This is a genomic window from Zunongwangia sp. HRR-M8 (assembly GCF_027594405.1).
GTDB lineage: Bacteria > Bacteroidota > Bacteroidia > Flavobacteriales > Flavobacteriaceae > Zunongwangia.
The window spans coordinates 3,034,073-3,051,726 of record NZ_CP115161.1 but is presented as its reverse complement, the minus strand read 5'-3'; the positions used below and the strand labels follow the sequence as shown (position 1 = coordinate 3,051,726).

The window sequence follows — 17,654 nt, the reverse complement described above, 5'->3', positions numbered from 1 at the left end:
CTATTTTAACATATAAGGTTTTCGGAACTACTTATTGTCGGATTCTAACTTTTTAAGCTCATAGATATTATCAAAAGCTTCGTCTATTGAATTGACTATATATATTTTTCTTTTATAAAACATTCGTTCGAAAACTAGATTCATCATTTCGTGAGAATGAAAGGCAATCACAGAAAAGCTTTTAATAAAATATCGATTTTTGAAGAAATAAATCCAGTCTTTTGAGACTGTATAATATTTGTAGATTCTATTTGAAATATAATGTGGTGTGTAATCGTCACCAAATAAATGCCGTGCATCTTTTACAACTTTCTCGCCGTATTTCCAATTAAATATTACACCTTCGTTGATTTCAGAAACTAAAATATCCTCTAAAAAATATATGCTTCCAAATTCATATTCTATTTTTTCCAAAACCAAGTCAGCGTATTTTGAATCTTCAAAATTCATTTATCCTCATTTTAAGCATATTAAATTACTATTTTAAATTTATAATTGAAAATTGAGGGATACGTTTTTAGAGACTGAAACTTCAAAAAAAAAGGCCGCAAATTGAACGGCCTTAGTTAATGTATTAATATGTGTCGATATTGTCTAATTTTGAACTTTAAAATTTATAGGAATTGTGTAGCGAACAGGGACTGGTTTGCCACGCTGTTTTCCTGGCTCCATTTTTGGTAAAAGATTGATTACTCTAATTCCTTCTTTCTCTAGATCTTTGTGCGGTCCCCTAGCGTGCACATTATTAACTTCGCCATTCTTATCAATTTCAAACATAATAGTTACTCGATTTATACCGCTTAGGCCTAAATCTTCTCCAAGCCCGGTATCAAATCTTTTCGTAATGAATTTGGAAATCTTTTCACTCATACAAGCTTTACGATCTTCGTTATCATCTAGACTTTCACATCCAGGGAAAATAGGAACATCTTCAATAAATTCGACGGGCACGGCAACAACAGGTTCATAGTCTGGGGTTTCGATAATGTCGTCTACTTCGACGATATCATCAAGACTTGTCTCTGTAGTTTTTATACTGTCTTCAGGTTCAGGTGAATCATCTTCTATCGGCTCGATTTCTACTGGATCCTTTGGTTTGGGCGGTGGTAATTCCTCTTTGACCTTGGTTATGGGGATTGCTTCTTCAGTATTGATATCTATAGGTTCCCATTTTTCAGTGGTTGCCTGCTCTTTATCGTAAGTTTTCAAGTTGATCATGAAATACGTAAAAAGTAAGACAACAATTAGCCCAAGTTGTAAAAAGAATACCGTTTTTTTCCGAAGATCGGCTTTTGGATTTTTCTTTGGTTTCATAATAAAGATATTTATGTTAATAAAAAATGTTACAACTAGAACCTGCTTGAAATGCTGGTATATTGGGGGGGGACTTAAATTTGAAGTATCAATTTCAGTGCCTAATTAAATTATTTAACAAAGTATTAATAAAATTTTTTATCGATGAAATGGTATTGTAACAAGTTTTAAGGATATAATTCTTTGTATATTTTTCTGATTTATAAGTATTTGTGTGTTTGTAAGGCTGAATTGGTTCTTAATGGAGCTTTTTATGATTTTTATCGAAAATTTTATTAAATTTTTAACTTCTATTGTAATAATTCTTTAATTAGCTTATCAAATAATAAATGTTATTAGTTGGTCCCGATAAAAAGGGAGTGACGAGGCGAAGCAGTATTCATATCGCTCATACAACATCCCCTACGATATCCTACTCAAAATACTTTAGCGAAATACTTTTTATTAATTAAAAAAATTATGCTATGCAATGGTTTGTGTTATATACCAAAAGCAGATTTGAAAAAAAAGTTGCTGAACGCTTAAGAAATTTAAATTACGAGGTGTATTGTCCTTTAGTGGAAAAACAAAGTAAATGGTCTGATAGAACAAAGCTTATCAAAGATCCATTGTTTAAATCATATGTTTTTATTAGGCATTCTGGAAATCCTAAAACAGAGGTTATGAGTGTCTCTGGTGTGGTACAGTATCTCTATTGGTTAGGAAAACCTGCGATTGTAAGGCAGGAAGAAATAGATACCATAGAAGATTGGTTACGAACAGACGATATAGAGGATTGTACGATAGCTAGCTTAACGGCAGGTGATAGAATGAAGATTAAGGAAGGAATTTTAAAAGGTCATCAAGGAGTAATTAAAGAGGTTTACAAAAATTCAGTAAAACTCATTTTAGCAGATCTTGGGTGTTCTGTCGTTATAAAAACCATGAATTTAGTTTAGTTTTATTCTTAACCGTTAGGCCTATTTACTTTCAATTTTTTTATTTAAATGATAAACAAACTAATTGCAAATATTAGTATTTCTAATATTACATATCATAACTGGTTTAAGGTGTTTTTTGTTTTTATAATAGGGCAGGGTGCAGTACAGCTAATACAATTGTTAAGCGGTTTTTTTTTAATCCATTGGTTATCCGTAGAAGATTACGCGCAGTATAGTATTGCATTCGCTTTTCAGAGTACAGCACAGGTGCTGGTCGAACTGGGCGTTTCTGGGTCTGTTGTTGCTCTAGTTGGCAATAGAATACATGATAAAAAGATTCTAGGTAATTATATAAAAGGAGGGAAATTTTTTAGAAATAGAATGTTCTTTGTAGTTAGTCTTATATGTATAATTGGATTTCCATATATGACCTTGCAGCATGGCTGGCCTTTACATATAACACTATTGTTATTGTTGTGTATACTGCTTAATTTATTTTTCACAGGAAATACTGCTTTTTATATAACACCTTTAATGATTCATCGTAAGTTGAAAGAAATGTATAATGTTCAGCTTACTAGCGGTTTATTTAGACTATTGTTTTTGTGGGCAGCATATCTCTTATCAGTTATAAATTCATGGCTTGCAGCTTTCACTACATGTGTTGTGGTTTTTTATAATGGGGAACGATTTAGAAAAAAATCGCAGGAGTTTATAGAAGAACCTGTATCTAGCGATCCTAAAACTAGGAAAGAAATTTTAGGTTATGTAAAACCTGTAATTCCGGGAATAGTTTATTCCGCTTTTAGTGCCCAAATTTCGTTGTTTATTATTGGGATTTTTGGAGCTTCTGAAAATATTGCTGAGGTTGGTGCACTAGGAAGATTAGGACAAATTTTTGTGATTTTTAATATGGCTAGCTCAACTTTAATAGTTCCTTATTTGGCCAGACAATCAAAAGAAAATCTAGGTAAAAAAATACTGGGAATATTGGCTATTGGAAGCTGTATTGCAATTGTTTTAATAACTATTGGTTTCTCTTTTCCTAAGCCTTTGCTTTGGATTATGGGTGAAAAATATTCTCATTTGAGAGAAGAAGTAGGATTGTTGATCTTAAACTCTAGTATCCTATTTATAAATGTATTAATGTGGGATATGAATTGTTCGCGAAAATGGCTATGGTCGTGGATCCCTATAGTAAGTATTTCATCGAATGTTCTATTACAGATTATTATGATTTATACTATGGATTTAAGTTCTACTTATAATGTGTTGGTTTTTAGTATCGTACTAAGTGTTTTTAATCTTTTAAATAAAATACTGGTAACCATAATTGGCTTAAATAAGACAAAAAATGAAATTAATTTACTACCAAAAGAATAAGAATTTTGGAGACGCGCTAAATCCGTACATCTTCAATAAATTGATCCCTAATTTTTTTGATGAGGATCCAACTTCAATTTTTTTAGGTATTGGCTCAATACTTCAGTTCAATTTCCCAAAAGCTCAAAAAAAAGCAGTATTTAGTACTGGTTTTGCTTATGGAGAGGTTCCAAAAATAGATTCAACATATGATGTATTTTGTGTAAGAGGTCCAATAACTGCAAAAAAAATTGGAGTAGACCCAAAATTAGCTATTACAGATGGTGCTGCTTTACTTAGAGATTTTGACTTTCCTATAAAGCAAAAGAAATTTAAAGTGTCATTTATGCCACATCATCAAAGCGATTGCTATTATGATTGGAAGGAGATTTGCGATCGTGTTGGGTTCAATTATATAAATCCTCTTTCTCCGTTTTTAGAGGTTATAGATGCCATACAGTCTTCACAGGTTATCATAGCTGAAGCGATGCATGCAGCTATAGTTGCAGATACGCTAAGAATTCCTTGGATACCTCTTAAAATGTATCCTTCTATTAATGAACTTAAATGGAACGACTGGACATCGTCTCTAGATATGCAATATGAAGCCAATTATATTAAAGCTCCTTACAATTTACAAACCACATCAGAAAAAATTGCAACGCGGTTTAATATTGATAATGGTGTATTGCTGAAAGGATTGTCAAAAGCACATTTCAAGTATAACGAATTGTTGAAGAGAGATCGTTTTATTGGAAAATTTCAAAAATTGGCCTATGCACCACAGTTCTTGAGTAATGAAAAAATCTTGGATAATAAAGTGGAGCAACTTCAGGAAAAAGTAGAGTTGTTTAAAAGCAAATATTGTTCAATCCATACGTTGTGATATGAAATTAGAAAAAATTATTACACTTGCCAACGCTCATGTAAAGATACAATTCTCTGCCATGGAACGTTCTTTAAGAGCAACAGGTTGCAATTTACCTATATGGGTTATTCCGTTTAATGACGACAAATTTGATCTTCCCGATAATTCTTTTTGGTGGGAAGAAGATCAGCTAATTGAATGGGCTAAGGAGAACAACATTTTTGAAATGTGCCGTAAATATCAGTGTTTTTTTACTCAAAACTATCAGTACGTTGATTCTGATATTATTTTTATTAGAAATCCGGAAGAAGTTTTAAAAAATTACGAAGGATTTATAAGCTCGTGTACGCATTGGAATAATCCAGATCATACTTATAATGCCCAAACAAAGCAATATTTTAAGTCTAAAAGTACCATTTGGCAAAATTCTATTTTTAATGCAGGTCAATTTGCTTGCGATAAAGCATTATACACGCTAGAACGTCTGAAAGAAACCTCTTCAGGAACATTTAAAAAAACATTATTAGATAAAATTAATATCTATAAAGATCAGGTAGCAATTAACCTTCTGGTAAGCTTATCGAATGTTAAAGTTACCAATCTCACGTTGCCTCCTACGAATATGCAGTCCACCTGGGCAGGAGACTATGTAGAGTCTAATTTTGAGGAACTTTACTGGAAAGATGAAGATCATAAACCTTACATCATACATTGGGCAGGGGTTCCCAAGTTTCTAAAATTACCGGTAAATAAATATTTTACAAAATTTCTCACCCCAAGAGAATATAAGGAATGGCTGGATTACATCGCCAAAGAAGAACAACAAAACAAGAATATTTCTCTCCGAAATTTTAAGATTAAAATTCACCGATTTAAAAAAGCGCTCGAAAGTGTTTAAATAAACCTCAATAAATTGAAAATGAATAATATATCTGTAGTTATTCCAACACGACATCGCAATAAAAATTTAGAAGAATGCTTAAAATTGCTTTCACCAGAGGAGCAAAATTATCCAGCTGAAGCTTATGAAATAATTGTATCTGATGATGGAAACAAGAGTACGGCAGAATCTTTAATTCAAAATAAGTTTTCTTGGGTGAAATGGGTTAAGGGACCGGCCAAAGGTCCTGCGGCTAATAGGAATAATGGTGTGAAATATGCCAAATTTGATTGGATTGCATTTACCGATGATGATTGTCTACCCTCCAAAAACTGGTTAAAATCATTTAACGAGGCTATCGAAGCTAATCCAGAGATAAATGTTTTTGAAGGCAAAACCGAGGCCGATCGAATAAAAAGGCGCTTTAACGAAGTAGCTCCTATAAACGCAGAGGGTGGATTATTGTGGAGTTGCAACTTAATGGTTAAAAAATCCTATTATTTAAAGTTAGGAGGATATTGTGAAGATTTCAAATTTGAATTAGAAGATATAGAGTTTAGAACTCGTGTACAAAAAGATAAACAACCTATAATTTTTGTACCCAAAGCTCATGTATGTCATCCATGGCGTATTATTAACAATAGATACAAAGTGGAATATGAAAGTGTGCTTATTTTTCTTGATAAGCATCCCGATCACCAAAAGCATTATAATTTATCTACGCGGTTAAAAATCATAACTATGATGATTTTCAACCTTTTTCGCGATGCATTTAAGTTTAGATTTCGAGGGATAGATTATGCCTTGATAGATTTATTATATGAATTTAAGAGCGCTTTTGTAATTCATTTTAAAGTTGTTGAAAATCAAAAGCAAGTAAGAAAAACAGCTTAGTAACGATTTTATTAAAATATAATGGCATGGAAAAATATTGTGTTTTTGGCGGATTTGGATTTATCGGTCAATATATAGTAAATCAATTAAGATCTGAAGGTCATCGAGTTGTTGTGATTGGTTCGAAAATGAGAAATATCGAAGACTATTATCATTGGGGTGGCTTAACCTATTTGAAACTAGAGCAAATAATGGAAAAAGTAGATGGCGTAATAAATCTGGCTTATGCATCTACACCAAAAACAAGCTTCGATGATCCTATAACAGATATTAAGGATAATTTACCTTCAGTAATAAACTTTCTTGAATGGATGAGCATGTTCTCGGTAAAAAGAATTGTAATGGTTTCCACTGGTGGTGCTATCTATGGAAATACGAATGAAAACCCAATATCTGAGACTGCGGCTACAAATCCCATCTCTCCTTACGGAATAACCAAACTTGCGGTAGAAAAATATTCTTCAATGTATTATAGTCATAAAAAATTACCTGTAATAACAGTAAGACCAGGCAACGCTTATGGTATTGGCCAATCTCCTTTTGCAGGGCAAGGTTTTATAGCTACTGCAACATACTCTATATTGGAAAATAAAGGAATGGAAATCTACGGGAAAAATGGGACCATAAGAGATTATATACATGTAAAAGATGTTGCCGATGGTATTATAGCCGCCCTTAAAAAAGGAAAGATAGGACAAACATATAATGTAGGTACCGGTAGAGGAGTTTCTACAAAATATGTATTCGACTATATATCTAAAATTGCAGTAAAGGCTGGTTATATAGTTCCTAAAGTAAAAAACGCAAAATTAAGACCTTTTGATGTTAGAAAAAATGTCCTAGATAGCTCTAAATTAAAAAGCGATACGGGCTGGCATTCTCAAATAACATTGGAAGACGGGATAAATGAATATTGGAATCATAGTCTAAAAGATTACAATGCCAAATCAATTGAAAGAGTAATGTGGGTTTAAAAAAGTGAAAAAATGCATTGTATAAGAGTTATAGACCCGGATAAGAAAATTATCATTTTCTTATCTTCAGATAATGATATTATCAGAGAGCGGAAGGCATATTTAAATGCTTTCAAAAAAGATTATAATATAGTCTGCTGTTTGGATTATGAATTAAACAGCGTTATTGAATCCATGGAGAAGCAGGGTGAGATTTTTTTAATTCTTTATCCAGATCCCTGTGAAGCAATTATTCCTGAAAATATTTTAAAGTTAAATTATCCAACCGCATGCTTTCAAATAGACACCTACGACGGTACTAGTGCAAGGTTTAACGAAGCAATGCTTTTTGATCATGCATTTATTTTCCATCCTAAGTATGATGAATTGCTCTCGGAGAAAGGTCATCCAAGTGTTACTTTATTACCACATGCGGTCGAGACGAATCTTTATCCAGATTTCAAAGCAGATAGAGCATTTGATGTAGGTTGGGTTGGTCGACTAGATGGTTCATTTTATAAAATAAGAAAAGAACAGGTAGAAGCTATTAGCAAAAATTTTAAGACGAACGATATTAATAAATTTTACAATCAAGATGAACTAATATCGATTTACACCAATTCTAAGATTGCAATAAATATTTCTAGGGACGACTATATGATTGATGCTAATCTGAGATGTTTCGAAATTTTAGCCGCTGGTGCACTTTTAATAACTAAAAAGCCAACAGAATTAAATGAAATTGGTCTTGTAGCAGGAAAACATTTTGTAACCTATACAACTACAGAAGAGTTGCTGCAAAAGATCAAATACTATTTAGAAAATGACAAAGAAAGAAATCGAATTGCTTTGCAGGGCTATAAGCAGGTTAATCTGTACCACGATTTTTCAAACCGTGTTGAAAAGATAAGGGAAGCTGTTCATCAAAATAATAGCATCAAATTGGCTCCTGCCAAGAAATGGACAGATATAGAAATTAATGAAGTGTTTTTTGCTTATTACGCTCATCGCAGAAAATTAACTAAAGCAATTAAATACGGGATGCTATTGCTGAAATCTAGATATAATAAATCCTTCTATGTATTTAAAAACCTAGGTAGAATTGTGTTTTTAAACGTTAAATTTTATACCAAATAATATGAAACTAACAATACTACATGTAGCAGATATAAAATTGGATCCTTTTTCAGGGATGGGCAGAATTGCTTATTTCTGGAAAAAGGCTTTTGAAGAAGCCGGTCACGAATTTATTCATTTAGGAAAAGAAGAGGTTAAGACAAATCATCCATCGCAATTCCCTAAGCAAGCTTATAAACTTTTCAGGTTAAAGTATGCTGCTAAAAAACCTGATGTTATTTTAGCTCATGAGCCAGTATCAGGTATCTTTATTGGAAAAAATATTCCGGTAGCCCTTTTTAGTCATGGAATTGAGCAGCGAGAATGGAATTTAAGAAATAAGGTTTATAAACAGTTTCATGATCCAGTTAGTTTTAAGAGCAAGATATTATTTCCGGTGTGGCGATTAGTAAATTGTAATAAAGGGCTGAAAAAAGCTAATTTGTTACTTTTATCTAACAAGGAGGATCAGACTTATGCGATCCAAAAATATAATAGAAAATGCAATGATATTGTCATTTTCAGAAATGGAGTAAAGGAAGATTTTCTTGCAAATTGTATAACGAAAGAAAAAACCGGAGAATGTGTTATAGGTTTTGCTGCGACCTGGATTAAAAGAAAGGGAACTGGATTAATTACAAAAGTGGCAAAAAAATTAGCAGACCAAGATATAAATGTGAAATGGTTATTATTTGGAACAGTTTTCCCAAAGGAAGATATTTTAAAAGAGTTTCCAACAGAACTGCATTCAAAGATCGATATCGTTTCAACTTTTAATGAATATGAAGAAAAAAGCTTATATGAAAAATGCGATATATTTATTCTTCCAAGTTTTTTTGAAGGTCAATCTTTGGCACTCTTACAAGGAATGGCTTCTGGTTTATGCTGTATCACTTCAGATAATTGTGCACAATTAGATTTAATTCAGCATCGAATAAATGGACTACTTTTTAAAACCGGAGATTTTGAAGATCTATCAGATCAAATAGAATTAGCGATCAACAATCCAAAATTCCGAAATAAATTGGGCGAAAATGCAAGGGAGAGCGTGATAGATAGGAAATGGAATGTTGTTTCTAAAGAAGTGGTAAGGCAAATTGAGCAAATAGCTTAGTATCAATTTAATGCTAATTCATAAGATTCTTTTTAAGTTTTCAATTTATTATCACTTTTGGCGGGCTAAGATATGTATACTCCCGGCTGTCTTGGCGGGTTTGAAAATAGGATCTAAGAGTGTAATAAAAAAAGCTTATTTCACTTGGCCACACCAAGTTAGTATAGGGGAAAATTGTATTTGTGAAGACCATGTGAATTTTAGATATGATGGGACATGGCGTCCAGGGCCTTCTATAGTTATTGAAGACAATGTTTATATTGGATCAAATTCAGAATTTAATATTTGTGATCATATAAATATAGGCAAAGACGTACTTATTGCATCTGGCTGTAAATTTATAGATCACAATCATGGATATCATTTAACAAATCAAAAAATTAGATTACAGCCCCCAGATATAGGTGCTATAAAAATTGAAGACGATGTTTGGCTGGGTGTTAATGTAGTGGTATTGAAAGGGGTTACAATTGGATGCGGCGCTATCGTTGCGGCAGGATCTGTGGTTACCACATCTATACCTTCAATGGAAATATGGGGCGGTATTCCCGCTAAAAAAATTAGTAATAGAAATGATGAAAACCTTAATAATCACATGCGGCTGTCTGGAACCTTCTAAGGATGGTATAGGCGATTATTCTTTCAATTTGGCTAAAGCGGTTAAACTGTTAGGAGTGAGAGTTGTTTTAGTAAGTGTAAACGATGTATTTGTGAAAGTTTTTAGAGAAGAAAATAGAGAGGATATACAAATTTGTAGGATTCCGGCACAAATAAACTGGCAGCTAAAATATAGAAAATTGAAAAACATATGCGAGACCGTTAGTCCTGATCATGTAAGTTTTCAATACGTTATCTATGCTTATCATAAAAAAGGATTACCAATTATTGCCCATAAATTTTTAGTGGAAATATTAAAATTTCATCAGGTAAGTATAATGATGCATGAACCATGGATAGGACGGTCAAAAGAAGATTCGTTTAGCCATAAGATAATTGGATATTTTCAACAGGTTATTATAAAGCAGCTTATAAATGGCATAGCTCCAGTTAAAGTTTTTACCAGCAACAAGGCATTTAGCGATTTATTAAGTAAAAATGGTATAGGAAATAAAGTTTTACCACTTTTTAGTAATATCCCTTTTCTTGAAAACGCATCGAGCTCTATACCAGATCTTTTCAATAAAAAGAGTTTTGTAATTTCTGAAAAATCTATCAAAATCGTGCTTTTTGGACGGATACCTTTCGCTTGGAAAAAAAGAGAATTTCTAAAGTGGATGGAAGAAAGGGATATATGTTTATTAATCGCAGGTAGATCAGATCAAGATAATGCTCAAAATCTTATAAAGGAATTCGAAAATTTAAAACCTAATTTGAAAATTTTTTCTTTTGGAGAGCTCGATAAGATGCAAATTTCGGCATTACTACAATATGCAGATGCCGGCTTAGCTCTTACTCCACCAGAAATTTTAGGAAAAAGTGGGGTTGTGGCTGCTTATAAAGAACATGGGCTGCCCGTAATATTAGCAGGAAAGAATGAAAGCTTTTCGGGAATTTCGTTTAATGCTTCAAAAATGACAGATGAAATTAGCTTGGATATTCCATGGGATAAACAGGAAATTAAATTTCAAAGAAAAAAGACCTACAGCGGAGTACACTTAACTGCCGAAATGTTTCTTGATACGATAAGTAGCGTAGAAAAACAGCAAATTGCTCTTGCGTAATTTTAACCACAAAATTAATATTATGAAAATAATTGTTTCGCATCCAAATAGTAATCAGTTTAATCGTTGGGCTTTAGACGGTTTGTTAGATAGAAATATGTTGCAGGAATTTAATACCTCTTTAGCGGCATTTCCAGGAAGCTTCTTAGATAAACTTTCTAATGTAAAAACATTTTCAGAAATAAAAAGAAGAAGTTTTGTTTCTAATTTACAGCCATTTACAAAATGTTCTCCCTGGCGAGAAACGGGGCGGATTGTTTCCGGTAAGTTTGGTTTACAATCTTTGGTTAAACATGAAACAGGAATTTTTTCTGTAGATTCTGTGTATAGAGATATCGATTTTAAAACGAAGTCAAGACTTAAGAAGGCAAAGCTGAACGGGGCAAAGGGAGTGTATGCTTACGAAGATGGAGCGCTTAATACTTTCTTAGAAGCTAAAAAACTAGGTCTTACCTGTTTTTACGATCTGCCCATAGGTTATTGGAAACATGCTAGGAAGTTATTAGAACAAGAATACGAACGATCCCCTGAATGGGTGCCTACACTCACTGGTTTACAAGATTCGCCTACTAAACTTTCTAAAAAAGACAGAGAATTACAGTTGGCAGATAAAATCTTTGTAGCAAGTACTTTTACAAAAAATAGCTTGGTAGATTTCGATGGTATCCTAAATAATGTACAAGTTGTTCCATATGGCTTCCCAAACCCTACTACCAAACGTAATTACTCTAATATTACAAGAAGAAATAAGTTGAAGCTGCTTTTTGTTGGAAGATTAGAGCAGCGAAAAGGTATTGGTGATGTTGTTAAGGTAGCCGATGCTTTAAAAAATCATGTAAGTCTTACAATTGTAGGGCAAAAGCCAACGCAAGATTGTGAAGCTTTAAACTCAGCCGTAAAAAGACATCATTGGATTTCTAGTATCCCTCATGCAAAAGTTCTTGAACTTATGAAAGAGCACGATGTACTTTTGTTTCCTTCTTTATTTGAAGGTTTTGGGATGGTAATAACGGAAGCGATGTCTCAGGGCACACCAGTAATAACTACTGAAAGAACTGCCGGCCCAGATTTGATTGAACACGGAGAAAATGGCTGGTTAATGAAGGCGGGTTCTACATTGAGTTTAAAAAATTGTGTTGAAGAAATCCTGGAAAACAAAGAAATTATTGCGCAGGTAGGAAAAAACGCATTAGAATCTGCATATAATAGGCCTTGGAAAAAATACGGAGAAGAACTAGCGCAGGCAATGAGAGATCACTTTTAACTACTAACAATGAACAATTTATCGATTAGTATAGCCAAGAGTAGAGAAGTTGTATATTCAGATAATTTGGTTCTTAAAAAGGGAGTTTGGTTATATTTCATCCTATTGTTATTTGAAGGTGCTCTACGTAAGTGGGTGCTTCCTTCGCTATCCGCTCCTTTATTGATTGTAAGAGACCCAATAGCTATTTGGTTAATTTATGCAGCCTGGAAGAGAGATATAATACCTTATTCGTCATTTTTGGTTTCAATGGTATTTACTGCGTTACTATCATTAACCACTACGTTTTTGACCGGCCATGGCAATATGTTTGTAGCCTTGTATGGCGCCAGAATTTTGATTTTACATTTCCCGCTTATCTTTATCATCGGTGAGGTTTTTACAACCAGTGATGTTGTAAAAGTTGGCAAAGTAATGCTCTGGCTTTCAATTCCCATGACAATTCTAATAGCATTACAGTTTTATAGTCCACAATCTGCCTGGGTAAACCGAGGTGTTGGTGGCGATATGGAAGGCGCAGGATTTAGTGGTGCTATGGGATATTTTCGTCCGCCGGGCACGTTTTCTTTTACTACTGGAAATACAATGTTTTATGCGGTATTGGCAGCATTTATATTTTATTTCTTTTTAGAGCGCAACAAAATAAATATATGGTTATTAATTTTTGCTGCAATTTCTTTGTTTATCGCAATTCCACTTTCAATAAGTAGAACACTGTTATTTCAGGTTGTAATCGCTTTCTTTTTTGCCTGCATGACAGGAATAATCAACCGAAAATTTTCAGGAAGGATAGTAGCAACCGCATTACTTTTAGTTATAGCACTTAGCCTAATTGCAACTACAGAAGTTTTTCAAAAAAGTACAGAAGTGTTTTCTACTAGAATAGAATCAGCCAGTAAATTTGAAGGTGGGATTGAAGGTACTTTACTCGATCGCTATTTAGGCGGGCTTTTAGGTGCAATAGAGCATTCTACTTCACAAAATTTACCATTTTTTGGTTATGGTTTAGGATTAGGAACCAATGCTGGTAGTATGATGCTTACTGGTGAAACTACTTTTTTAATTGCAGAAGAGGAATGGGGACGTTTGGTTGGTGAAATGGGAATTTTGTTTGGTCTGGCAGTTATTTTTATTCGATTAGGTTTATGCGTTTCCATGACTTTAAAAGCATACGCTAAATTAGTTTTAGGCCAACCCTTAGCCTGGATGCTTTTAAGTATTGGGCTTTTAATAATCCCTCAGGGGCAATGGGCTCAACCTACAGCATTAGGATTTGGAGTTTTGGTAGGAGGATTCATTATGGCTGCTATTAATTCTAAAAAATAATATCAAATGAAACTCATATTTTATTCACACCCCAATTTTTTGGGGCATCAAAGTATGCCCAGATTTACCCAGATGTTGGCAAAAGGAATGGCTAAACGTGGACACGATGTAGAAATTTGGTATCCTTCTGCAGTATTCGCGGGTTTATCAAAAAAAGCTACTCTAAAAAAGTACTTGGGATATATAGACCAATTACTGATTTTTCCTTTACAGGCTAAAAAAAAAATAAGAAAAAAGGATGAAGGCTTGCATGTATTAACCGATCATGCTCTGGGACCATGGATGAATTTTTTGAAAGATCGTAAGCACGTAGTTCATTGTCATGATTTTATAGCTCAAAAAGCAGTAAAGGACGGGATCGAAGGTTTTAAAGTTGGTAGATTAGGTAAAGTATACCAGGCAATTATTAAAAATGGATTTACTAAAGCCAGAAATTTTATAGCTGTTTCTGAAACAACTAGAAAGGATCTACATGAAATAGTTCCTATTGAAAACTCTGCAACTAAAGTAGTTTATAATGGTTTGAATCAGGATTTTAATCCAACTAATTCGGTTAATGAAATTAGATATTATTTAAGCAAATTATTAAATCTGAATTTATCAGATGGTTTTATTTTCCACATAGGGAATAACGAATGGTATAAGAATAGAGTAGGTGTAATTAAATTATACGATTACTGGCGTACTAATTATGATCATAGTTTACCCCTAGTAATGGTTGGCCCAAAACCAACGGAGGAACAATCTTTTTTAGCTGAAAAATCTTTTTTTTCGAAAGATATATTGTTTTTTAATGATGTTGAAGATAAGATGGTTAAGCAATTGTATGCGGCAGCTACGGTTCTTTTATTTCCATCTTATGCTGAGGGATTTGGTTGGCCAATTGCTGAAGCAATGGCATCAGGTTGTCCTGTAATAACGACTGGAGAAGCACCTATGACCGAAGTTGGTGGCGAAGTCGCTTTTTACATAGCAAAGCGATCATTCAAGGATAAAGAAGAAATTGGATGGCTCGAAGAAGGAGCACAGGTAATCCAAAAAGTTATTTCTTTAAGTTCAGAAGATCGAAAAGAAATAATTTCAAAAGGTATCGAAAATGCTAAGCGATTTGATAGTGAAATGGCCTTGGATTCGATAGAAGTTTTATACCAATCTTACTATTTAGAAAATCATGAGAATACTTCACATTGTTGATCGCATGGATCCCAAAGCTGGAGGCGTATGCCAGGCCATAAGGATGATTATAGAATCTTTAAAACATAGAAATGTTGAAAGTGATGTTGTTTCAGTAGACGACCCAAAAATGAGGTTTCAAGATGATTTTAAAATTTTGGCTTTTGGTCCTGCAGAAAATCCATGGCAATATTCCAAAAAACTATTACCATGGTTAATATGTAATCTTGGGAATTACGATACAGTGATTATACATGGCTTATGGCAATATTACAGTTTTGCAACTTATAAAGCATTAAAAGAAAGAAATGGTGAAAAACCAGTAGTATTTGTAATGCCTCACGGGATGTTAGATCCTTATTTTCAAAATGCTCCAGATAGAAAGTTAAAAGCAATTAGAAATAAAATTTATTGGCAAATCATTGAAAGGCATGTGATAAATGGTTGCGATGCGCTATTATTTACTTGCAAAACAGAATTAGATCTCGCAAAATTACCGTTTAAACCCTATAAGCCTAAAATTGAAAAAGTTATTGGATTAGGTATAAAGGCACCTCCGAGGTGTACAACCTCAATGGTTAATGCGTTTTACGATAAAACAGGACTAACTAATTCTGATGATTTTTTACTTTTTCTAGGCCGAATAAATAGAAAAAAGGGACTCGATTTACTTGTTAAAGCCTTTTTACAATTACTGGACAACATACAAATGCCAAAATTAGTCATTGCAGGACCGGGAATCAATTCTGATTTCGGATTAGAAATCATCAATCTAATTAAGACCAGACCAGAATTGAAGTCTTATTTTATTTTTCCAGGCATGCTAACTGGCGATTTAAAATGGGGTGCGTTTTATGCTTGTGAAGCCTTTATATTGCCAAGTCATCAAGAAAATTTTGGTATCGCAACGGTAGAAGCTCTTGCTTGTCGTAAGCCAGTTTTGATTTCAAATCAGGTGAATATTCATAACGAAATAGTTGCTTTTGAAGCAGGATTGGTAGAAGAAGATAACCTTGAAGGAGTTTTGAATTTGCTTTCCAAATGGATGATAATTTCGAATAAAAATAAAGAAATGATGACATATAATGCTGAAAAATGCTTTAAAGAATTATTTCAGTATCAATCTATAGCAAATAAAATTATAGAACTAAATAATTCTATGAATGAAAAATACTTCGAATATTCAGTCGAGGGTTAGACTTGCGGATTTCGATGCAAAATTAGGTTTGGATAGAGGCGCTAGTAAATTCAAAGAAATAATTTGGTATTTTATTAAAATTACCATTTTTCTATCCGCTTTTCCTTACCCTTCAAGTTTAAAAGTTTTCCTATTAAGAGCTTTTGGAGCTCAAGTTGGCACCAATATTACTTTAAAACCGAGAGTGAATATTCATTTTCCCTGGAAATTAGAAATAGGTGATCACGTTTGGATCGGCGAAGAGAGTTGTTTGCTCAATTTTGAAAAGTTAATAATAGGCGATAATGTATGTATTTCACAACGGTCCTATTTGTGTGGGGGCAACCATGATTATAGAAAACCTTCAATGCCTTACCGAAATGGACCAATTACTTTAAATAATGGTTGTTGGATTGGAGCTTGTAGTTTTATAGGCCCAAATGTAGTAATAGGTACAGATGCTGTGATAACCGCAGGATCCACTATAACCTCGAATATTGAACCAAATATAGTTTGCAGAAAATCAAATTTTGATTTCGAAAAACCACGATGGAATCAAGATATATTAAATCAAATTTAAAAGTCAAATTTTAAGATATGAAAAGAATTTTAGTTACTGGCGGAGCCGGTTTTATCGGATCGCATTTATGCGAAAAATTATTAAATGAAGGTAATGAAGTTATCTGTTTGGATAATTATTTTACTGGTAGTAAGCAAAATATTGTTGATCTAATGCATCATCCATATTTTGAAATCGTAAGGCACGATGTTACAGAGCCATTTATGGCTGAGGTAGATGAAATTTATAACCTGGCTTGTCCTGCCTCCCCGGTGCATTATCAATATAATCCCATTAAAACCATGAAAACATCTGTTATGGGAGCTATAAATACTTTGGGGTTAGCCAAAAGAGTAAGAGCAAAAATATTGCAGGCCAGTACTAGTGAAGTATATGGAGATCCAGAAGTACATCCACAACCCGAGGAATATTGGGGTAATGTTAATACTATTGGGCCGCGATCCTGTTATGATGAAGGTAAGCGATGCGCAGAGACTTTGTTTATGGATTATTTTAACCAACATAATATAGATATTAAGATTGTCCGGATTTTCAATACCTATGGTCCTAATATGAATCCAAGCGATGGTAGAGTAGTCTCTAATTTTATTGTTCAGGCTTTGAAAGGTGAAAATTTAACCATCTTTGGTGATGGTAGTCAAACTAGATCTTTTCAATATGTGGACGATTTAGTAGAAGGAATGGTGAGAATGATGAATACCCAAAGGGGATTTACAGGTCCTGTGAATATTGGAAATCCTTATGAGTTTACCATGTTAGAGTTAGCAGAAGCTATCATAGAAATTACAGGGTCATCTTCAAAGTTGAGTTTTAGAGCACTTCCTAAAGATGATCCAAAACAAAGAAAACCAAATATTTCATTAGCTAATAAAAACCTAAATGGCTGGGAACCTAAAATTCAATTGAAGGAAGGGTTGATTAAAACCATAACTTATTTTGAACAGGTATTAAACCATCAACCAAATTTAAATATGATCCAATAAATAGTATAT

The 17,654-nt window shown here is 33.4% G+C and carries 18 protein-coding genes; 16 read left to right on the top strand and 2 right to left on the bottom strand.

All coding sequences use genetic code 11. From position 1 onward, the window contains the following. Positions 1 to 27: 27 nt before the first annotated feature. Together PBT89_RS13105 and PBT89_RS13100 are read right to left on the bottom strand one after the other, a co-directional pair. Positions 28 to 450 (bottom strand): hypothetical protein, encoded by a 423-nt coding sequence (locus PBT89_RS13105; RefSeq protein ID WP_270062294.1) that lies wholly within the window; start codon positions 448 to 450, stop codon positions 28 to 30. 144 nt (positions 451 to 594) lie between these two features. Next, complete coding sequence (locus tag PBT89_RS13100) at positions 595 to 1,314, bottom strand: energy transducer TonB (RefSeq protein ID WP_270062293.1); 720 nt, start codon at positions 1,312 to 1,314, stop codon at positions 595 to 597. Positions 1,315 to 1,778: 464 nt separating this feature from the next. On the opposite strand from PBT89_RS13100, the gene nusG reads away from it, so the two are divergent. From nusG to PBT89_RS13020, 16 genes are all read left to right on the top strand, one after another. Next, positions 1,779 to 2,252 (top strand): transcription termination/antitermination protein NusG, encoded by a 474-nt coding sequence (nusG, locus tag PBT89_RS13095; protein WP_270062292.1) that lies wholly within the window; start codon positions 1,779 to 1,781, stop codon positions 2,250 to 2,252. A gap of 48 nt (positions 2,253 to 2,300) precedes the next feature. Continuing rightward, positions 2,301 to 3,617, top strand: coding sequence for a lipopolysaccharide biosynthesis protein (locus PBT89_RS13090; protein WP_270062291.1), 1,317 nt, complete (start codon positions 2,301 to 2,303; stop codon positions 3,615 to 3,617). After that, positions 3,589 to 4,482 carry a polysaccharide pyruvyl transferase family protein gene (locus tag PBT89_RS13085; protein ID WP_270062290.1) on the top strand — a complete coding sequence of 298 codons (894 nt, stop codon included), beginning with the start codon at positions 3,589 to 3,591 and terminating at the stop codon, positions 4,480 to 4,482. Before PBT89_RS13090 ends, PBT89_RS13085 begins: the two co-directional genes overlap by 29 nt. A 1-nt stretch (position 4,483) precedes the next feature. Further along, entirely contained in the window at positions 4,484 to 5,362 is an 879-nt protein-coding gene (locus PBT89_RS13080) for a hypothetical protein (RefSeq protein ID WP_270062289.1), read from the top strand. 21 nt (positions 5,363 to 5,383) lie between these two features. After that, positions 5,384 to 6,238: a glycosyltransferase family 2 protein gene (locus PBT89_RS13075; protein WP_270062288.1), complete on the top strand. Its 855-nt coding sequence runs from the start codon at positions 5,384 to 5,386 to the stop codon at positions 6,236 to 6,238. Between the two features lie 26 nt (positions 6,239 to 6,264). Further along, entirely contained in the window at positions 6,265 to 7,212 is a 948-nt protein-coding gene (locus PBT89_RS13070; RefSeq protein ID WP_270062287.1) for an NAD-dependent epimerase/dehydratase family protein, read from the top strand. A gap of 12 nt (positions 7,213 to 7,224) precedes the next feature. Beyond that, on the top strand, positions 7,225 to 8,328 hold the full coding sequence (locus tag PBT89_RS13065) for a glycosyltransferase family protein (protein WP_270062286.1): 1,104 nt from the start codon (positions 7,225 to 7,227) through the stop codon (positions 8,326 to 8,328). 1 nt (position 8,329) lies between these two features. Then, positions 8,330 to 9,421, top strand: a complete 1,092-nt coding sequence (locus tag PBT89_RS13060; protein ID WP_270062285.1) for a glycosyltransferase family 4 protein — start codon at positions 8,330 to 8,332, stop codon at positions 9,419 to 9,421. 193 nt (positions 9,422 to 9,614) lie between these two features. Further along, positions 9,615 to 10,040, top strand: coding sequence for an acyltransferase (locus PBT89_RS13055; protein ID WP_270062284.1), 426 nt, complete (start codon positions 9,615 to 9,617; stop codon positions 10,038 to 10,040). Beyond that, positions 9,994 to 11,142, top strand: a complete 1,149-nt coding sequence (locus PBT89_RS13050; protein ID WP_270062283.1) for a hypothetical protein — start codon at positions 9,994 to 9,996, stop codon at positions 11,140 to 11,142. Before PBT89_RS13055 ends, PBT89_RS13050 begins: the two co-directional genes overlap by 47 nt. Before the next feature lie 22 nt (positions 11,143 to 11,164). Further along, complete coding sequence (locus tag PBT89_RS13045; protein ID WP_270062282.1) at positions 11,165 to 12,406, top strand: glycosyltransferase family 4 protein; 1,242 nt, start codon at positions 11,165 to 11,167, stop codon at positions 12,404 to 12,406. Between the two features lie 9 nt (positions 12,407 to 12,415). Continuing rightward, positions 12,416 to 13,732, top strand: coding sequence for a hypothetical protein (locus PBT89_RS13040; RefSeq protein ID WP_270062281.1), 1,317 nt, complete (start codon positions 12,416 to 12,418; stop codon positions 13,730 to 13,732). 6 nt (positions 13,733 to 13,738) lie between these two features. Continuing rightward, positions 13,739 to 14,926, top strand: coding sequence for a glycosyltransferase (locus PBT89_RS13035; protein WP_270062280.1), 1,188 nt, complete (start codon positions 13,739 to 13,741; stop codon positions 14,924 to 14,926). Further along, positions 14,904 to 16,103 (top strand): glycosyltransferase, encoded by a 1,200-nt coding sequence (locus PBT89_RS13030; protein WP_270062279.1) that lies wholly within the window; start codon positions 14,904 to 14,906, stop codon positions 16,101 to 16,103. Before PBT89_RS13035 ends, PBT89_RS13030 begins: the two co-directional genes overlap by 23 nt. Then, positions 16,069 to 16,662, top strand: a complete 594-nt coding sequence (locus tag PBT89_RS13025) for a WcaF family extracellular polysaccharide biosynthesis acetyltransferase (RefSeq protein ID WP_270062278.1) — start codon at positions 16,069 to 16,071, stop codon at positions 16,660 to 16,662. Before PBT89_RS13030 ends, PBT89_RS13025 begins: the two co-directional genes overlap by 35 nt. A gap of 17 nt (positions 16,663 to 16,679) precedes the next feature. Beyond that, positions 16,680 to 17,645 (top strand): UDP-glucuronic acid decarboxylase family protein, encoded by a 966-nt coding sequence (locus PBT89_RS13020; protein ID WP_270062277.1) that lies wholly within the window; start codon positions 16,680 to 16,682, stop codon positions 17,643 to 17,645. Positions 17,646 to 17,654: the final 9 nt, after the last annotated feature.